Raw genomic sequence first — 18,201 nt, 5'->3', positions numbered from 1 at the left:
TTAAGCTTCTATTTTTTTTCCATAATCTTTTGGAAAGATCAAAAAGCGTGATAGAATTAAACCTGGAATAGTTGCTAACAGCACCCAAATAAAGAAGTTTCCATAACCTAAATATTGCTGTATATAACCGCTTAACATTCCGGGAAGCATCATTCCCAGAGCCATAAATCCTGTTGCAATGGCATAATGAGATGTTTTTGATTCTCCTTCGGCAACATAAATTAAATACATCATAAAAGCGGCAAAGCCAAATCCATAACCAAATTGTTCTATAATTACAGAAAGAACGATGTATGGATTATAATGAAAAACAGAAGTTGTTAGGTTTAATTGAAAAGGATCTAATGAATATTCAATATAGGGAAGATTCAGATTAAAAATAATTTCAGGATGAAAATGAGAAATTAAAATGAATCCAATAATCGGCAAGTGCATGGCTAAAATCATTGGTAGCATCCATTTTCCTAATCCGTCTCTTGAGATTACAAAGCCTCCAATTAGCCCTCCAATTACAAGAGCGATAACTCCGAAAATACCATAGATAATACCATAGTCCATATTTGATATTCCCATCCCTTTTTTAAGAATTGCATCGGCATTGCCTTTTTCTTTAATTAATTCATCAATAAATTTTGTTCTTTTTGAAAGTACATCATTATAGGTTGTAACATCTGTTTTAGGGATGCTTTTTAAATCTAATACAGTTTTTTCATTCTGCATTACTGCTAATATTGGTAATTCAGAATGGATTAATTCTAATTCAGCTTTAGAGGCTTTTCCACCGTTTTTGATGATAGTATGATAGGATTCTAATGCTTCTTTTTGTTTGATATTTGTGATAGATTCATTTAGTTCATATTTAATTGGCTCTACTAAAAAAGGATTCAGCATTTTTAATAATTGAGATTCTCCCAATCGGAATAGTAAAATAAATGCTAGTATCAGAACTATTTGTTTTTTTTGAAAAAAAGTGGAGAAGACTTTTCCAAAATTCGGTTTTGCTTTAGTCGCTAATTCTCCATTTGTTTCCGTTTTTGGAGTAAAAAAGAAATTATAAAGGGTAATGCCAATCATAAAAATAGCGACAAGTATCATTGTGTACGACCAAGCTTTATGTTTGTCTCCGTATGCAATTTCTAGATAGCCTGCTAAAATCACAACTAATCCATTTCCTGTAAGTATTGCAATTTTATAAAAAGTGCTTCGAATTCCTAAAAAGAAAGATTGCTGTTCTTTTTCTAAAGCCAATAAATAAAAACCATCACTAGCCACATCATTCGAAGCCGAAGCAAAAGCGGCAACCCAAAAAATGGCTAAACTTAAAATGAAAAAATTACTGGCAGGAATAATAAAACCGACAATTAAGAATGCAATTGAAATAAATAACTGCATACTTAAAAACCATTTTCGTTTCGTTCCGTGTAAGTCAATAAAAGGACTCCACAATGGTTTGATTACCCATGGCAGATACATTAAGCTTGTATAAACTCCTATATCTTCATTACTAACACCAAGACTTTTATACATCGTTCCTGAAACAGAAAGAATAATAGCATACGGAAATCCCGAAGCAAAATTTAAAAACGGAATCCAATACCAAGGTTTGCTGTCTTTCATTATGTGTGGTTTAATTGTTTAAAAAGAGTTTAAAAGTTTAATGTTGTTTAAGAGCTTACAGGTTTAAAAAGTTTAAAGTTGTTTAAAGGTTTCTAAGAGTTTAAAGTTAAACCATATAAAACTATTTTAAACAATCCTAAAACTTTACTTCATCTGCGTTTCTGTTTCCAGATCAATTACAGTTTCCGGACTTTCATTAGCATAATAATCAACGAATGTGAAAGCAAACGCAGCTTTACCAATCATTTTGTATGCTGGAATTTCAATATTGAATTCGTTGTTTTCTTCAGTAACAGCAATTTTCTCCATAATTTGACTTGGATCATTAGTGTTTATTTTGGCTGAATTTTTCGCTGCATACACAATGATGTAACGAACTTGTGATGGAAGCTTTGGCTTCTGGAAAGAAATATAATAACTTGAAGTATCCTTAGTAATCGAATTTATAAGCAGTCTTTCGATAATGGCTTTTTTTAAGTTGGGAACTGGCAATGGCAAAGCAGGATATTTGTATTGGTTCTCTTTCAGGATTTTAACCACATCCTGATTTTTGTTTATAAACCATTTGGCACTAAAAAAGCCATTTCCCTGCACATTCGGATAGTTGCGTGTCAGGTCAATCTGATTTGCGATTTCATAAGCATTATTCCAATGTTTATCTGAATCAGCTTTAATTTTATAAGAACTGTTTCCTATGTATAAAGCAGTATTGGCGGGAACATTTTCAGACCACCATTTAATCAGTTTGGCATAGGAAGCCGTCCTGTGGTCAATGCTCCAATACAATTGAGGAATGATATAATCGATCCAATTGTTGTTCATCCAATCAATAGGATCGGCGAATAAATCATCATAATTGGTTTGTCCTGATTGAGTGTCGGATCCTTTTGGATCAATCGATTTGTTGCGCCAAACACCAAAAGGGCTGATGCCAAACTGTACCCAAGGCTTCAGTTTTTTTATGCTAAATGAAATGTTTTTGACAAAAGCGGTTACATTAGAACGTCTCCAATCTTCAACTGAAAGCCCGTTGCCATATTTTTGATACGATACAGTATCATTAAAGTCAAGTCCTTTTATTTTATACGGATAAAAATAATCATCAAAGTGGATGGCGTCAATATCATATTTTATAACCACTTCTTCCACTATGTTTGTTAAGTGTTTTTGAACTTCAGGCAGAGCCGGATTGTAGTAGTATTTACCTCCATATTCAATCATCCACTCACGGTGTTTGTTGTAATCATGATCTACGCTTAAGGTTTCGGTCTTTAAATCAAAAGTGGCACGATACGGATTGAGCCATGCGTGAAATTCAAAACCGCGCTCATGACTTTCGGTAATCATCCATTGAAGTGGATCAAAATTCGCACCGGGAGCTTTCCCTTCATTTCCAGTTAAATAACGGGACCAGGGAGCCAATATAGTTGGATATATTGCATCGCCAACAGAGCGGATTTGTACCACAACAGCATTATAATTGAGTTTTTGATAGGTGTCTAAAATCTGAATAAAGTCGGCTTTTTGTTTTTCTACCGAATCCCAACTACTTCTTGGCCAGTCAATATTGACAACTGTAGCAATCCAGACAGCTCGAAATTCGTTTTTGGGATGCATTTCTCTTTTTTGGGCAAATCCAATAATAGCAGAAAACAACAAATATATAGTCGGGTATAATAAGGACTTCTTTATATACATTATTTATTCTTTTTATAAAGGAATCAAAAGTAGTTTTTTTAGCTAAGTTTATTCAATTAATTGCCAATAAAATTCGGCTTATCGTTTTTGTTCTGCATTATTATTCAAAGAAGAATGTTGCGCCTGATCCAGCTAGCCGCTATAGTTCTCGATTGTAACTTTTTTTTTACTAGCCGCTACAGGAGCTTCCGCTGGTCACTCTGTATCGGCTGTAAAAAATAGAGTCTCAATTCTCAGAGCTGCCGCTTTTATCTGGGGCGTAATTTTGTGCATCGAAGCAATTTTATAATGATTTGAAAGCTATGTAATTCTAAGACTTTTAATAAAAAAAAGTGATAAGTTTTGACATGCATCTTAGCTTTGAAAAAAAATCACTCAAAATTTTTTCTCAAATCTATTATGGTCTGATTGGGGACATCCAAATTTACAAAGCCTCTTCGGGGCCTGTCCAAATCTAGCGTAAACAAAACAACTAAAGATACCAAAAGACAAAACCCGATTTGAACCAGCCAGTCAATCTGTCCTTTGCGTCCTTCCGAATAACCGCTGTAAAAAGCGCTTATCAAAGCCAGAAAAAACAGCATGATTAATATACTCTGGGGAACTTTTGCTTTCTCTCCCGCAAGACGGGAGGAGGTTACATCAATCATAGTGTTCAAAGCGGGAATCATCTGCTGGGTAGCAGCCAGATTAGCAGGATCTTTAGCGAGACTGCAGGCACGCTTCCATAATTTTGACGAAATTGCCTGTGATAAACTGTCCGCTTTTAAAATTCCTTTTGCATCTGCACCCACTTGGTAAAAGGATATTCTAGTTTCTACATAGTTTTTAAAATCGTTACGGAATAAAGTTCGTGTCGAGTCTGGATATAAATCGCTCCGCAATAGGGCAGTGCCAATGTCATTTGCCTCTTCGACAACAATTTTTCTGCGCGAATCATACCGGTCTCCGCTCATGCCAAATGTAAATGCCAGCAAGAAAAAAAGCAATGCAACAAGACCTGAAGTTTCAGTAGTTTTTTCGGTTGCATTTTTTTTATTCCGAATGTAATTTCCCGTGAGTTTTCCAACAAAGCTTGCCATAATCATTAATATAAACAGCAAAAGAGCGATTACCCAAGCTTCGGTCTGATTTAGTGTACTAGCATCCATAATTATTGTATGTTTCGAATATAGTATACCAATTTAAGTAAAAAAACAGAACTACAGATAATTTATAATCTTAGGTCCTGATTTTTTTTAATATTTATGACAGATTTATAGCGAATTATATAGGTGTTGTTGCTGAAAATATAAAAAAGCCCACAATCCAATTGTTGATGTTTTAAATCCAAATTCATTTACAAAGTTCAATTTCTATTGTTGATGTCGATTTGTCTTTATTGCCCAAGAAAAAACTATAAATTATAAAGATATGAGTCGGATGATGGTTACTGCTTTTAAGAACTTTAAAAAAAAGCGCGGTTCTCGTTTGTTCACATTCTCCAGTGCTCGATTGCATCAAGCACCAGCATAAATTAAAAGTATAAAATACAGCGTTTGTAATGCGGGTAACCAAGAACAGGAATAACTTTAAACAAGTATGTTCCTGTTTTTTTATATTGTGGTTTTCTTAAATTAAATATTTTGAAAGAAAACCAAAAAAGAGAAATGATTTTTTGTCTCCCAATGTCATAAAAAATCAAAATCGTAACTTTAAAGATTGAATTTGTTTTATATATTTGAGCTTTAATATTTTTTTATTGAAAATATTATTGAAAAGAACACTAAATAATGGTTATTTAATAATAAAATTAGCAACATGGCATTAAAAGGACTTTTTAGAAAAAAAACAGTTCAAGATATCTTAAAGCAGGTCGAAAAAAATAATCTGGAGGGGCATGAAGCGTTAGGAAAACATTTAACAACTAAGGATTTAACAGCTTTTGGGATTGCCGCCATTGTTGGAGCCGGTATTTTTAGCACTATCGGAAAAGCTAGTTTTGACGGAGGTCCAGCCGTAATTTTCCTTTTTTTATTTACCGCTATTGCCTGCAGTTTTGCCGCTTTTGCATACGCTGAATTTGCATCGATGGTTCCGGTTTCCGGAAGTGCATATACTTATTCGTATGTTGCTTTTGGAGAGTTAATAGCCTGGATTATTGGCTGGGCCCTGATTATGGAATATTCGGTCGGGAATATAACGGTTGCGATCTCGTGGAGCGATTACTTTACTGGACTGCTCTCCAGCGGAGGAATAAATTTACCGCAATGGGTACAAATGGATTATTTGACAGCTTCTAATGGTTTTAAAGATGCCACAGCTCTGATGGAAGGCGGAAAAACTTTTGAGAATTTAAGTTCAGGAATGCAGGATGCTTATACTGCTTGGACAACTTCTCCAGTGATTGGCTCTTTTCATTTTGTTGCCGATTTACCAGCGTTATTGATTATTGTACTGATTACAGCATTGATATACAGAGGAATGAAAGAGTCCCGAAATGCCAGTAATATAATGGTAGTGGTAAAAGTATGCATTGTACTTTTGGTAATAGCTGTTGGTATATTTTATGTGGATACAACCAATTGGCATCCGTTTGCTCCAAATGGAGTTTCGGGGGTTTTAAAAGGAGTTTCGGCGGTGTTTTTTGCTTATATTGGTTTTGATGCCATTTCGACTACAGCTGAAGAATGTAAAAATCCGCAGCGTGATCTGCCAAGAGGGATGATGTGGGCGATTATTATTTGTACTCTTCTTTACATAGCCATTACGTTGGTTCTTACGGGAATGGTAAGCTATGATAAATTGAATGTTGGTGATCCATTGGCTTTTGTATTTGACCAATTGGATTTAAGATGGATGTCAGGAATTATTGCCGTAAGCGCAGTAGTTGCTATGGCGAGTGTATTGCTGGTTTTTCAAATGGGACAGCCCCGCATCTGGATGAGCATGAGTCGTGACGGTTTGTTGCCAAAGAAATTCTCTACGGTGCATCCAAAATTCAAAACACCATCTTTTGCCACAATAGTTGTTGGTTTTGTGGTGGCGGTTCCTGCCTTGTTCATGAATCTGACTATGGTTACCGATTTGTGCAGTATCGGTACTTTGTTTGCTTTTGTTTTGGTTTGTGCTGGAGTTTTGGCTCTGCAAAACAGAACTGATATTCCAAGAGGAAAATTCAAAACACCTTATATTAATTCAAAATATATTTTTCCATTATTGATTGTTACTGCTCTGGTTTTAGCTTTTACTTACAATAAAAAAGCAACTATGGGCTTCATCACAAATGAGACTAAGATCAATGATTCGGAATTTATAATTACTTCATTAAATAAAGAGGAGACTCAAAAAGTATATGATTATTTGGTAAGCATCGATGGAAAAACCAGCGTTGCCGAAAAACTGGATGTAGAGCATTTACTGAGTCAATATCAGGAAGATGATGTCAAATATGCCAGTGTAGTTGCAGGATTGCCAATTTCGGACTCCATTAAATATGAAAGCGGTTTTGACTTGTTCAAGCATAAAATACCAATGTGGATTTTTTTAATAGTAATTGTTGGATTAGTATTTTGGTCTTTCAAAGAAAACTTGTCTTTGATTCCGCTTTTGGGACTAATATGCTGTCTGTACATGATGGCAGAATTGAGTGTTTGGAATTGGATTTATTTCGGAATCTGGCTAGTCATCGGACTGGTAATTTATTTTGGTTTCAGCCGTCATAACAGTAAACTGAATTTTAAAACAGAATAGTTTTTTGAGAATAAAAAATGTAACTTGTTGAAATAGATTAGATTAAAATAATTAAAAGCGCCTTGAGCCATTGTTCTCAAGGCGCTTTTTTATGAATTTTTTTATGAAATACTAAAGATGTAAAATAGCCCCGATGGAAGGGAAAATCTCCCGATTTAGAAAAACAAGTTTTTTTACCGTAGTTTTTCTAAATCGGGAATTGGAATGACAGCGGGAGGAATGCTGTTTTGAAAACAAGCTTTGTGCTCCTAAAATTTGCAGGCAGATAAAAAAGTAATTTGCTTAAGTTATTTAAAGTGTTTGTCAATAATTCTTGATGAAATCGTTATAATTGGAACAAAAAACCTCTAAATTTAAACTTTAAACAAAACTTTATTCCTTAATTTTGCATCACTAAAAATAAAAATCACATACTATGAGTTCATTTGACGTAGTCATTATAGGTTCTGGGCCAGGCGGATATGTTTCGGCTATTCGTTGTGCGCAATTGGGTTTCAAAACAGCAATTATAGAAAAATATTCAACTTTGGGAGGAACTTGCTTAAACGTAGGCTGTATTCCATCGAAAGCATTGCTGTCGTCTTCGCATCATTATGCAGAAATTAAGCATTTTGCCGATCATGGAATTGAACTTTCCGGTGATGTAAAAGTGAATTTGGAAAAAATGATTGCCCGCAAACAAAGCGTGGTGGATCAAACATCGGGAGGGATTAATTTCCTGATGGATAAAAATAAAGTTACCGTTTTTAATGGTTTGGGATCTTTTGTTGATGCAACGCATATTGCAGTTGCAAAAGCGGACGGAACATCTGAAACTATTGAGGCTAAAAATACTGTTATCGCTACAGGTTCAAAACCTTCTTCTTTGCCTTTTATCAAAATCGATAAGGAAAGAATTATCACTTCGACAGAAGCATTAGCTCTTAAAGAAGTGCCTAAACACCTTGTTATTATTGGCGGTGGTGTTATTGGTATTGAATTAGGTCAAGTATATTTACGATTAGGAGCTCAGGTTTCGGTTGTGGAATTCATGGATAGAATTATTCCAGGAATGGATGGTGCTTTGTCTAAAGAATTGACTAAAGTGCTTAAAAAACAAGGAATGAAATTCTATACATCCCACAAAGTTCAATCGGTAGAAAGAAATGGAGATGCTGTAATTGTTCAAGCTGAGAATGCCAAAGGTGAAACAATTACTTTGGAAGGAGATTACTCATTAGTATCTGTTGGCCGCCGTCCTTATACAGACGGATTGAATGCGGATAAAGCCGGAGTGAAAATTTCGGATAGAGGACAAGTGGAAGTGAATGATCATTTGCAGACTTCGGTTTCAAATATTTACGCTATTGGAGATGTGGTACGCGGAGCAATGCTAGCGCACAAAGCCGAAGAAGAAGGAACTATGGTTGCTGAAATTTTGGCTGGTCAAAAACCGCATATTGATTATAACCTGATTCCTGGTGTTGTTTACACATGGCCAGAGGTTGCAGCTGTTGGTCAAACAGAAGAACAATTGAAAGCGTCTGGTGCCGAATATAAAGTAGGAAGTTTTCCATTCAAAGCTTTAGGTCGTGCCCGTGCGAGCGGAGATATTGATGGTTTTGTAAAAATCCTTGCTGATGCTAAAACAGATGAAGTTCTTGGAGTGCACATGATTGGCGCTAGAACTGCTGATTTGATTGCTGAAGCAGTTACAGCTATGGAATACAAAGCTTCTGCCGAAGATATTTCAAGAATGTCACATGCGCATCCAACTTTTGCGGAAGCAATAAAAGAAGCGGCATTGGCAGCTACAGATAACAGAGCTTTGCATATATAGTAGATATACAGTATAGATGCACTGCAGTGCATTACTACTTGCAATTCATCTGAAAGAGAATGAGAAAAAAACCCGATAAAAGAAATCTATCGGGTTTTTTTGTGGAGCTTAATTGGCTGTAAATAATCCTTTATAGCTATCCCATTTACTGTAAATCAAGAAGATATTGCCTACTAATAAAAAGACTGCTAAAGGAATGCCCTCGGGAGCCAGACAAATATGAGTAAAAAAAATATTCACAGTAATTGGCATCAGAATAATATTAGCAATTTTATTGAACTTACCTGTTATATAGGCTATTCCGCAAAGAAGCTCTACTGTTTTTATCAATGGTACTAAATAACCTGAGGCTTTCATTCCATCGTTGAAGATTTTCATATCTCCTTTTAAAACGGGTTCTGGAAATAAATGAAAAAAGAAGCTTATAGAAGCAAAAAGCAATAATAATCCAATTAGTGAACGAAAGATAATAATAGCAATTTTCATAATTTTTAATTTTAAGGTTTAAGTAATAGATTGGTAAATTCAAATATAATTGTTTTTTGATATAAAAAAACCACCTCTTTATGAATTTTGAGATGGCTGTTTTTTTTATCAAAATGCTACTTATAATTAAGCTTTAAATAAGCTTTTATAATTTTTCCAATAACTGTATATTAGAAATAAATTACCAGAGAAGACAAAGACAGCAAGCGGTATTCCGTTTGGATTCAGGAAAAAATTTATGAATAAAATGTTTATGCTAACCGGAAGAACGATAATATTAGAAAGCGTAACATATTTGCCGGAGAGGAATGAGATGCCGCATAAAAGTTCTATTGTTTTAACCATTGGCATTAAATAGACAGAAGAAACTAAGCCCACTTGGAAAGCTTTGAAATCTCCACTACTTGATAGATCTGGCATTAAATTAAAAAAATAGGCGAGAGATACTAAAATTAGCAATAAGCCAATTACAGTGCGGATAAAAAAAGTAGCAGTTTTCATATTTTTTAATTTTTTGGTTAAATGTTTAAGTGATAACTCAAGGACAGCCAGAGTTGCTGTTATAATACCTTATTCATCCATTTACCATTGATAGTTTTCTGAGGCCGAAAACTAAGTCCTTTGTCTTGTGTATACAAATTTAGTTAATTTTTTTCTTATTATTTGTTTTTAAACCATTTTTATTGTGAATAATATCTTAAAATTGAAGTCATTTCTTTTTTCTGGCTGAAATTATTTGTAAAGAAAACGGGTAAAATCTAAACCAAAAAGGATTGAGATTTTACCCGTTTTACTAAATGATTTTAGGTTAAAAATCTTAAGCTGTAGAAGTGTGTTTTATTCCTTTTTGATATATTTCTTATAAAGGAAATATGCGCCAATGGCTACTAAAAGCAACCACCAGATTTCAAATAATAAAACTATGATATTGAGAAGAACATACCAGCCCGATTTTAGAGAATCGAGTATGCGTATGCCAATATTGGGTTTGTAGTAATCGGAATCTTTTGCAGTGGCGATAATCTCTTGTTTTACAGATTCGTTTTGATATATTTTGATGGTCAGCGTGCTAAAATTCACTTGGTCTTCAATAGATAAGTTTTCTAATTTGGCATTGTCGTTTTGTTCTTTTTTATTGGCCAAAGTATTTTCGGCATCCATGATGTCGTTAATTTTTTTGCCTTTTGTGTCAATTGCTTTTTCTATTCTTTTTTCATTATTGGCACTTCGTGTTTGTGAAAGCTGATTAGAGAGCATTTTTAGGGAAACATCGTCTGCTTTTATGATGCGGTAGTCGAGAAAATCAATTTGCTTTGCGATTGATTTAATGACCGTATCAAGGCGTTTATTGGGTACTCGAATGGTAATATCGTTTTCTACATTGTATCGGATTGTCTGGAGAGTGCTGTCCAGGCTTATTTTGGTTTCAAATTCATCAATAATTGTGCTTTGCAGATTGGTATAAGTAACAAAACCGTCAAATTTATTGGTGATATTTTCAATAGTATAGGTAGATTGGGCTACATTTTTTACTTTGAATTTAATGTCGGCAGTACGAATGAATTTTCTAGTGCTGCCTTCTTTTTCGACTGCTGCAGAAGAAGAAATAGTGTTGGCTGCCATTTTTGCATCAGCAGATTCTTCACTGGTCGCTTCACTTTTTTTACAGCTAATAATAAAAAAAATAACGGCTAATAGGATTGAGCAGCGTTTCATAATTTTGTACATAGAATTAGTTTTAGGGGTGGAAAAAAGTTTTTTTTGATTGATTGTTTTTTGAATTTTCAAGCCTGAATTCCTCATCAAATATATAATGTTTTAACAAGTAAAAACTTTTTTAATATTTATTTAACTAAGGTGCAGTTTTGTGAAACTTCTTCTTGAGAACCCATATTTTTTATTGTAATTTTGAAGTCCATAAACAGATTGATTTTTGAGAACTTCCATTTACAAATTTATTGAAGACCCAATAGCTTTCAAGCAGCAGCTTGTGGGGTGGGGACAGCAATTTCGAGAAATAATTTTTCTGGACAGCAATTCATTTTCCAATGAATATTCTAGTTTCGACAGTATTCTGGCAGCTGATGCTTTTACATCGATAAAAACGGATTATCACAACGCTTTTGAGGATTTGAAGCAGTACCAGCAAACGTCCAAAGACTGGCTGTTTGGCTATCTTTCGTATGATTTAAAAAATGATGTTGAACATTTGCAGTCAAGTAATTCTGATGGTTTGGATTTTCCGGATTTGTTCTTTTTTCAGCCAAAAAAAATATTTTTACTGAAAGGGAATCAGCTCGAAATCCAATATCTCAATATGTGTGATGATGAGGCGGAAGATGATTTTAACGAAATAATCAATGGAAAAAAAACAACAGCCGAAAGCCAAGAAAAAATAACAATTGAACAGCGTATTTTGAAGCAAAATTACATCGCCAAAGTTTCCAAATTATTGGAGCATATCCATTATGGTGATTTGTATGAAGCTAATTTCTGCATGGAGTTTTTTGCCGAAAATGCTAAAATCAATCCTTTGGAAAAATTCCTGAAACTTAATGAAATTTCCCAAGCGCCTTTTACTGTTTTTTTTAAAAATAACAAACATTTTCTGCTTTCTGCTTCGCCGGAAAGATATCTTAAAAAAGAAGGCGAAAATTTAATTTCACAGCCTATAAAAGGAACTTCTAAACGATTTGCCGATCCCGTCAAAGATGAAATTTCTAAAAATACTTTGGAACAAGATCCTAAAGAACGAGCCGAAAACATTATGATAACCGATTTGGTTCGAAATGATTTGTCCCGAACTGCCCAAAAATCGACTGTTGAAGTTAAAGAACTATGCGGGATTTATTCTTTCCTGCAGGTACACCAGATGATTTCGACTATAACATCCAAAATCGATGGGCAATATTCGGCAGTTGATGTTCTTAGAACCACATTTCCTATGGGCAGTATGACAGGAGCTCCCAAGTATGCGGCAATGAAAATCATAGAAGAGCTTGAGGAAACCAAGCGGGGATTGTACAGTGGGGCAGTGGGCTATTTTTCGCCCGATGGAGATTTTGATTTTAATGTGGTTATCCGCAGTATTCTTTACAATCAGGAAAATCAATATGTGTCTTTTTCAGTAGGAAGCGCCATAACTTCGTTATCCGTTCCAGAAAAAGAATATGAGGAATGTTTGCTTAAAGCAAAGGCAATGCACGAAGTATTGATCTAAATTTAAGCAGATAAAACACAACATAACCTAATTAGCCCCAATAGCAGTGAAAATCCTCTCTCGTTTTTTCAACGAGAGAGATTGTAGCGTATAGCGGGACTATGAATAACAAAAAGCCAAATGTTTCTGCTCCAAAAAAGTAATAGAACTGAGGTTATAGGTTAACTCATATTGAATTAAAGAATAATCAGTATTTTTGATAAATGAAATCTCGCATGAAATACATACTTCAAAATCATATCGATAAAGAAATTCCTTATTTGAAACAAAAAAAACTGCTGCTTGCTGTAAGCGGCGGTTTAGATAGTATGGTTTTACTGTATTTGTTTCAGGAATTAAAATTTGATATTGCTATAGCGCATTGTAATTTTCAGCTTCGGGGAATGGAGAGTTTTGGTGACCAAAAATTTGTTCAGGATTATGCTGAAGCTAATCGAATACCTGTTTTTGTAACTCAATTTGATACTGAGGCTTTTGCCAATGATTATAAATTATCGACTCAAGTTGCTGCTAGGGAACTGCGGTACAATTGGTTTTATGAGCTGCTGGAAGAAGAAAATTTCGACTATATACTCACAGCACATCATGCTGATGACAATCTGGAAACTTTTTTAATCAATTTTACACGGGGAACAGGGTTGGAAGGATTGACTGGGATTCCGGTTGAGAATGATAAAATAATTAGGCCTTTACTTTTTTTGACCCGCAATGAAATTGATGAGTATGCCAAAGAGCATGAAATTCAGTGGCGAGAAGACAGCAGTAACACATCAGATAAGTATGTAAGAAATAAAATTCGTCATCATCTGGTCCCTATTTTGAAGGAATTGAATCCTAATTTCATGGCTTCATTTTTGAAAACAGAAAATTATCTGCAGCAATCACAATCGATGGTTGAGGATGCGGCTTCAATGGTGTATCAACAGGTCGCTCATGAGGCAGAAGATCAAATTCATTTTGATTTAAGTAAACTGCTGGAATTATCAAATTATCAGTCTTATTTGTACCAATGGCTGAAAGAATTTGGGTTTACCGCTTGGGATGATATTTATGATTTAGTGAATGGACAGTCAGGAAAACAAGTATTTGCACCCGATTACCGATTATTGAAAGACAGAAATTCATTAATTGTATGTCCTATTAATGAGAAGGAAAGTGGGGCTGAATTTCATATTTCCGAAAATCAGACAGAAGTTAATATTCCCTTAAAATTGAGCTTATGCAAAGTGTCTGACATTTTGATTGAGTCAAATAAAACTATCTTTGTGGATGCTGATCGGCTGGTTTATCCTTTGGTAGTGCGAAAATGGAAAACAGGCGATATTTTTATGCCTTTTGGCATGGAGGGCAAGTCGAAGAAAGTGAGCAAGCTTTTTAAAGATGAGAAATTATCATTGATAGAAAAGGAAAATACGTGGATTTTGTGTTCGGGAGATCAGATAGTCTGGGTAATTGGAATACGGGCAGATCACCGATTCAGAACAGTTAATACAACAAAAAATATACTTAAAATAGAATTAATTTAGATATAAATAATGAAGAAACTACTTTTTATACTGTTTGCTTTTTTAGCTTTCGCCAAAGTAAATGCTCAGGTTTTGGATCCTGCAAAATGGACAACAGCAATTGAAAAAAAATCGGAAACAAATTATATTTTAACTTTTAATGCAGTAATAGAAAAGGATTGGCATATTTATTCGCAATTCACTCCTGATGGAGGACCACTGCCTTTGGAGATTATTTTTAAAGATCAAAAAGGAAATTTTGAGTTAGTTGGCAAAGCCAAAGAAAGCAAAACAACTACTGCTTTCAATGATGTTTTTGGAGTGAACGAAACATTTTTTCATGATAAAGCTCAAATTCAGCAGGAAATAAAGCTTCTAAATCCTAAAGTTACAGCTGTTAAGGCTGAACTGAATTATCAGATATGCAAAGAAGTTTGTATCAATCTTGAAAAGAAATTTACTTTCAAAATTCCTGTAACAGTAACAAATAATGCTGTCGAAATAGTTCCGGCTGCAGTTACAGCGCAGAATGGCACTCAAATTGATACTGCAGGTACTGCTCTTGTAGCGGAAGGAAAAAATGTTCCAGCTGTAAAAACTAAGACTGTAGAGCAGCCAAAATCAGAACCCGCTTCACAAAGAGGATTATGGTCTATTTTTTTTATTGCTTTTTTCTCAGGGTTTGCCGCTTTACTGACGCCTTGCGTGTTTCCTATGATTCCGATGACAGTGAGTTTTTTTACCAAACAAAGCAAAACTAAAGCTGCAGGAATTAAAAACGCTATTATTTATGGGGTTTCAATTATTCTGATTTATGTGCTATTAGGGTTTGTTGTTACTTGGATTTTTGGTGCCGATGCATTGAATGCCTTATCTACCAATGTTTATTTTAATATTATATTTTTTATTTTACTGGTTGTTTTTGCAACTTCATTCTTGGGTGCTTTTGAGATTATGTTGCCTAATTCGTGGGCAAATAAAGTTGACAGTCAAGCTGACAGAGGCGGAATTATTGGGATTTTATTTATGGCATTAGCTTTGGCTATTGTTTCTTTTTCGTGTACTGGGCCTATTGTTGGTACGCTTTTAGTCGATGCAGCTTCCAAAGGCGGTATCGCTCCAATAATTGGGATGTTTGGATTTTCATTAGCATTAGCATTGCCTTTTATGCTTTTTGCTATGTTTCCGGGATGGTTAAATTCTTTGCCAAAATCAGGCGGATGGCTGAATACTGTTAAAGTTGTTTTAGGGTTTCTTGAATTGGCTTTGGCTTTCAAATTTTTATCTAATGCTGATTTAGTATTGCAATTGCATTTGCTGGAAAGAGAAGTGTTTCTGGTGATTTGGATTGCTATTTTTGGAACATTAGCGTTTTATTTATTCGGGAAAATAACGATGCCGCATGACAGTCCATTGTCTCATATTTCAGTGGGCAGACTGTGTTTAGGATTGTTGGTTTTGTCTTTCACAATTTATTTAATACCTGGCCTTTGGGGAGCTCCTCTTAAATTAATAAGTGCATTTCCTCCGCCAATGGAATATAGCGAAAGCCCTTTTGGTGTAGGCGGTTCTAATGCTGGCAATACTACTTTGCCAGATGGAGCAAAATTGGGACCTAACCAAATTGCTGTTTTTGATGATTATGATAAAGGATTGGCCTATGCCAAAACTGTGAACAAGCCCATAATGCTTGATTTTACAGGACATGCTTGTGTGAACTGCAGAAAAATGGAAAACAATGTTTGGTCAGATAATAGCGTGCTTCCAATCCTTAAAAATGAAGTTGTTTTGATTTCTTTATATGTAGATGATAAAAGACAATTGCCTAAAAGTGAGCAGTTTACCTCTAAAACTACAGGCGCAGAAATTGAAACGATAGGGGATAAATGGACTGATTTTATGATTTCAAAATACAATACCAATACGCAGCCTTTGTATGTTTTGACTGATTTGCAAGGTAATAATCTGAATGAAAAACAACCAACTATAAGTTATGTGAGTGTAGCTGAATATGAATCTTGGCTGAAAGTCGGTATTTCGAAGTTTAAGAAATAAATATATTAATTCACTGTTTTATTAAAACCTGTTCATTTAAATGAACAGGTTTTTTTTTGTTAATTTTTTAAATTTTTAATATTTTTTTGAGCTTTTAATTTGAATTTGGGATTTAAAGATTGGAATTTTTATTTTGAAAGAAGTAAATGATGTAGTTGGCGGTTTTTATTATTCATTTAATCGAAAATATATTAAAAAGTGGATTAATGAATTCTTAACTCTATAAATTTGCACTTAAGTATCTGGAATATAGTTATTTATATATGTATTTTTCTTATAAAAAATATTTTTATTCCAAAAACAACTTTTTATTTAAATTTTTAAGTAAATCAGAAAATAGAAACTCATTCTATTGATTTGCATTTTACCGTTAGGCATAGTGTATTCTTTATTTTAATATTTTAAACTTGATAGATATGAAAATAGTTCTACCTAAATCCGCATTTTTTAAGTTTGTTTTTTTAATAGCAAATTTGTTTTTTATGAGTGCTGCCTTTGGGCAGGCGACTGTCGCGACGGATAAAGCCGATTATCAGCCAGGTGATGCCGTTATAGTTACTGGTACTGGATGGCAACCGGGAGAAACGGTGTTATTGCATTTTGTTGAAACACCACAGGTATGTACCAGTAATCATGATCGTTTAACGGTAGCAGATTCAAATGGGAATATTTATTATAATCAGTTTTTGATTAATATAAAGCATCTCGGTGTATCTTTTGTTTTAACTGCTACTGGACAAAGTTCTGCTCTTTCAGCTGAAGTTTTGTTTACTGATGCCGGATATCAATTTGATGCTGTTGGGTTGCCATCAAGTACAAGTGTTGTTGTAAATTATACAGTTTCTGGCTCTGGAGGTGGTAATGGAACCTTTAATACTGCCAGTTTTACTCCACCAGCAACAGCGGGAAGCAGTAACAATAATAAAACTATAACTGCTAATAGCTACACTCCAACTTATAGCCCGACACCATCCATAAAATATTCAATCTTAAATTATAGTTTGCGTGTAGGACCTATTGGTTCTCCGGTAACTCAACAAACTTCAAATGTTTTTACTGTTGGGGGCAATGGTGCATCTGAAGCGGTCTTGTTTACTGCTAATTATGGTGCTTTAGTCGCCAGTAATGTTGTTGGTATTTATGGAAGCTCTGTTTCATTGACTTCTGCATTTTATTCAAATTATCAAACATCTGCTCCTATATCAGGAAAGACTATCACTTTTTATATAAATGGGACTTCAGTTGGTACAGGTACTACTAATCCAAGTGGAGTTGCAACTTTAAATTTAGATTTGACCAGTGTTCCTACACTTGGTAAATTAAATTCGGGTACTTATGCAATTACCAGTTCTTTTGCAGGGGATGTGAGTCATTTAGCGGTATCTAGTGCCAATAGTACTTCTGGATTATTGACAGTAAATAAAAAAGCAATTACGATTACTGCAGCAAACCAAACTGTAGTATATGGTACATCTGTAGCTGCAGTAACTGGGGCGGGTACTTATACTGTTGCTGGTCTTGTAGCTCCGGATACTTCGGCTGTGATTGGTGGAACTGCTGCTTACACAACTAATTATACAGCATCTACTGCAGCAGCTACGCCAGGAATAAATATTGTTCCCGTCGTATCGGGTTTGACAGCTGCTAATTATAGTTTTACGCCTGTAAATGGAACTGTTACTGTTAGTATGGCAAATTCAACAATTATAGTCACAGGAGCAAATTTATTTACTTATAATGGTTTGCCTCAAGGGCCAGGAACATCAACAGTAACTGGTTCAACTGGTGCTGTTAGTTATAAGTATTCTGGTGTGTTGCCAACTGTTTATAGTCAAAGTGCTACACGCCCAGTCAATGCAGGAACCTATCAAGTAATTGCTACTGTTGCAGCCGATAGCAATTATAATGGTAAAGATTCAGATCCTTTTGGCTTTGCCATCGGCAAAGCCTCAAGCATCACTGCCGTTACGATCAACGGCGGCCCGTTCACCTATACGGGTTCTGCCATCGAGCCGGCAACAGTCAGCGTAACGGGCGCGGGAGGACTGAATCTGACTCCAGCGGCATCC

At 34.9% G+C, this 18,201-nt stretch carries 12 protein-coding genes; 6 read left to right on the top strand and 6 right to left on the bottom strand.

Going from position 1 to position 18,201, the window contains the following annotated elements:
* The 3 genes from AC1DVP_RS19535 to AC1DVP_RS19525 all read right to left on the bottom strand — a co-directional run bounded on the left by AC1DVP_RS19535 (position 1) and on the right by AC1DVP_RS19525 (position 4,466).
* The gene (locus AC1DVP_RS19535) at positions 1–1,617 is read right to left on the bottom strand and encodes an MFS transporter (protein ID WP_477185154.1); all 1,617 of its coding nucleotides are present in this window, start codon (positions 1,615–1,617) and stop codon (positions 1–3) included.
* A 144-nt stretch (positions 1,618–1,761) separates the two neighbouring features.
* Positions 1,762–3,315 carry a glycoside hydrolase family 10-like protein gene (locus AC1DVP_RS19530; RefSeq protein ID WP_477185153.1) on the bottom strand — a complete coding sequence of 518 codons (1,554 nt, stop codon included), beginning with the start codon at positions 3,313–3,315 and terminating at the stop codon, positions 1,762–1,764.
* Positions 3,316–3,686: 371 nt separating this feature from the next.
* A complete protein-coding gene (locus AC1DVP_RS19525) occupies positions 3,687–4,466 on the bottom strand; it encodes a bestrophin-like domain (protein WP_477185152.1) in 780 nt (259 codons plus the stop codon).
* A gap of 649 nt (positions 4,467–5,115) precedes the next feature.
* On the opposite strand from AC1DVP_RS19525, the gene AC1DVP_RS19520 reads away from it, so the two are divergent.
* Both AC1DVP_RS19520 and lpdA read left to right on the top strand, forming a co-directional pair.
* The gene (locus AC1DVP_RS19520; RefSeq protein WP_477185151.1) at positions 5,116–7,047 is read left to right on the top strand and encodes an amino acid permease; all 1,932 of its coding nucleotides are present in this window, start codon (positions 5,116–5,118) and stop codon (positions 7,045–7,047) included.
* A 415-nt stretch (positions 7,048–7,462) separates the two neighbouring features.
* Positions 7,463–8,866 carry a dihydrolipoyl dehydrogenase gene (gene lpdA, locus AC1DVP_RS19515; protein ID WP_477185150.1) on the top strand — a complete coding sequence of 468 codons (1,404 nt, stop codon included), beginning with the start codon at positions 7,463–7,465 and terminating at the stop codon, positions 8,864–8,866.
* Between the two features lie 108 nt (positions 8,867–8,974).
* Here lpdA and AC1DVP_RS19510 read toward each other — a convergent pair whose 3' ends face one another.
* The 3 genes from AC1DVP_RS19510 to AC1DVP_RS19500 form a co-directional block, all read right to left on the bottom strand.
* Positions 8,975–9,352 carry a DoxX family membrane protein gene (locus tag AC1DVP_RS19510; protein WP_477185149.1) on the bottom strand — a complete coding sequence of 126 codons (378 nt, stop codon included), beginning with the start codon at positions 9,350–9,352 and terminating at the stop codon, positions 8,975–8,977.
* 126 nt (positions 9,353–9,478) lie between these two features.
* The gene (locus tag AC1DVP_RS19505) at positions 9,479–9,853 is read right to left on the bottom strand and encodes a DoxX family protein (RefSeq protein ID WP_477185148.1); all 375 of its coding nucleotides are present in this window, start codon (positions 9,851–9,853) and stop codon (positions 9,479–9,481) included.
* A 336-nt stretch (positions 9,854–10,189) separates the two neighbouring features.
* Entirely contained in the window at positions 10,190–11,068 is an 879-nt protein-coding gene (locus tag AC1DVP_RS19500; RefSeq protein ID WP_477185147.1) for a DUF4349 domain-containing protein, read from the bottom strand.
* 217 nt (positions 11,069–11,285) lie between these two features.
* On the opposite strand from AC1DVP_RS19500, the gene AC1DVP_RS19495 reads away from it, so the two are divergent.
* From AC1DVP_RS19495 to AC1DVP_RS19480, 4 genes are all read left to right on the top strand, one after another.
* Positions 11,286–12,572: an anthranilate synthase component I family protein gene (locus AC1DVP_RS19495; protein ID WP_477185146.1), complete on the top strand. Its 1,287-nt coding sequence runs from the start codon at positions 11,286–11,288 to the stop codon at positions 12,570–12,572.
* A gap of 215 nt (positions 12,573–12,787) precedes the next feature.
* On the top strand, positions 12,788–14,098 hold the full coding sequence (gene tilS, locus AC1DVP_RS19490; RefSeq protein ID WP_477185145.1) for a tRNA lysidine(34) synthetase TilS: 1,311 nt from the start codon (positions 12,788–12,790) through the stop codon (positions 14,096–14,098).
* A gap of 9 nt (positions 14,099–14,107) precedes the next feature.
* Positions 14,108–16,132, top strand: coding sequence for a protein-disulfide reductase DsbD family protein (locus AC1DVP_RS19485; protein ID WP_477185144.1), 2,025 nt, complete (start codon positions 14,108–14,110; stop codon positions 16,130–16,132).
* 482 nt (positions 16,133–16,614) lie between these two features.
* Positions 16,615–18,201: hypothetical protein (locus tag AC1DVP_RS19480; RefSeq protein WP_477185143.1), on the top strand; the 1,587-nt coding region annotated here is incomplete at its 3' end.

This window comes from Flavobacterium sp. P3_A6, assembly GCF_056403035.1.
This window is presented reverse-complemented; position numbering and strand designations above follow the sequence as displayed.

Excerpts from the sequence above, each read along its gene's own strand:
- AC1DVP_RS19535 (WP_477185154.1), bottom strand. The coding sequence starts at position 1,617 with ATGAAAGACAGCAAACCTTGGTATTGGATTCCGTTTTTAAATTTTGCT.
- AC1DVP_RS19530 (WP_477185153.1), bottom strand. The coding sequence starts at position 3,315 with ATGTATATAAAGAAGTCCTTATTATACCCGACTATATATTTGTTGTTT.
- AC1DVP_RS19525 (WP_477185152.1), bottom strand. The coding sequence starts at position 4,466 with ATGGATGCTAGTACACTAAATCAGACCGAAGCTTGGGTAATCGCTCTT.
- AC1DVP_RS19520 (WP_477185151.1), top strand. The coding sequence starts at position 5,116 with ATGGCATTAAAAGGACTTTTTAGAAAAAAAACAGTTCAAGATATCTTA.
- lpdA (WP_477185150.1), top strand. The coding sequence starts at position 7,463 with ATGAGTTCATTTGACGTAGTCATTATAGGTTCTGGGCCAGGCGGATAT.
- AC1DVP_RS19510 (WP_477185149.1), bottom strand. The coding sequence starts at position 9,352 with ATGAAAATTGCTATTATTATCTTTCGTTCACTAATTGGATTATTATTG.
- AC1DVP_RS19505 (WP_477185148.1), bottom strand. The coding sequence starts at position 9,853 with ATGAAAACTGCTACTTTTTTTATCCGCACTGTAATTGGCTTATTGCTA.
- AC1DVP_RS19500 (WP_477185147.1), bottom strand. The coding sequence starts at position 11,068 with ATGAAACGCTGCTCAATCCTATTAGCCGTTATTTTTTTTATTATTAGC.
- tilS (WP_477185145.1), top strand. The coding sequence starts at position 12,788 with ATGAAATACATACTTCAAAATCATATCGATAAAGAAATTCCTTATTTG.
- AC1DVP_RS19485 (WP_477185144.1), top strand. The coding sequence starts at position 14,108 with ATGAAGAAACTACTTTTTATACTGTTTGCTTTTTTAGCTTTCGCCAAA.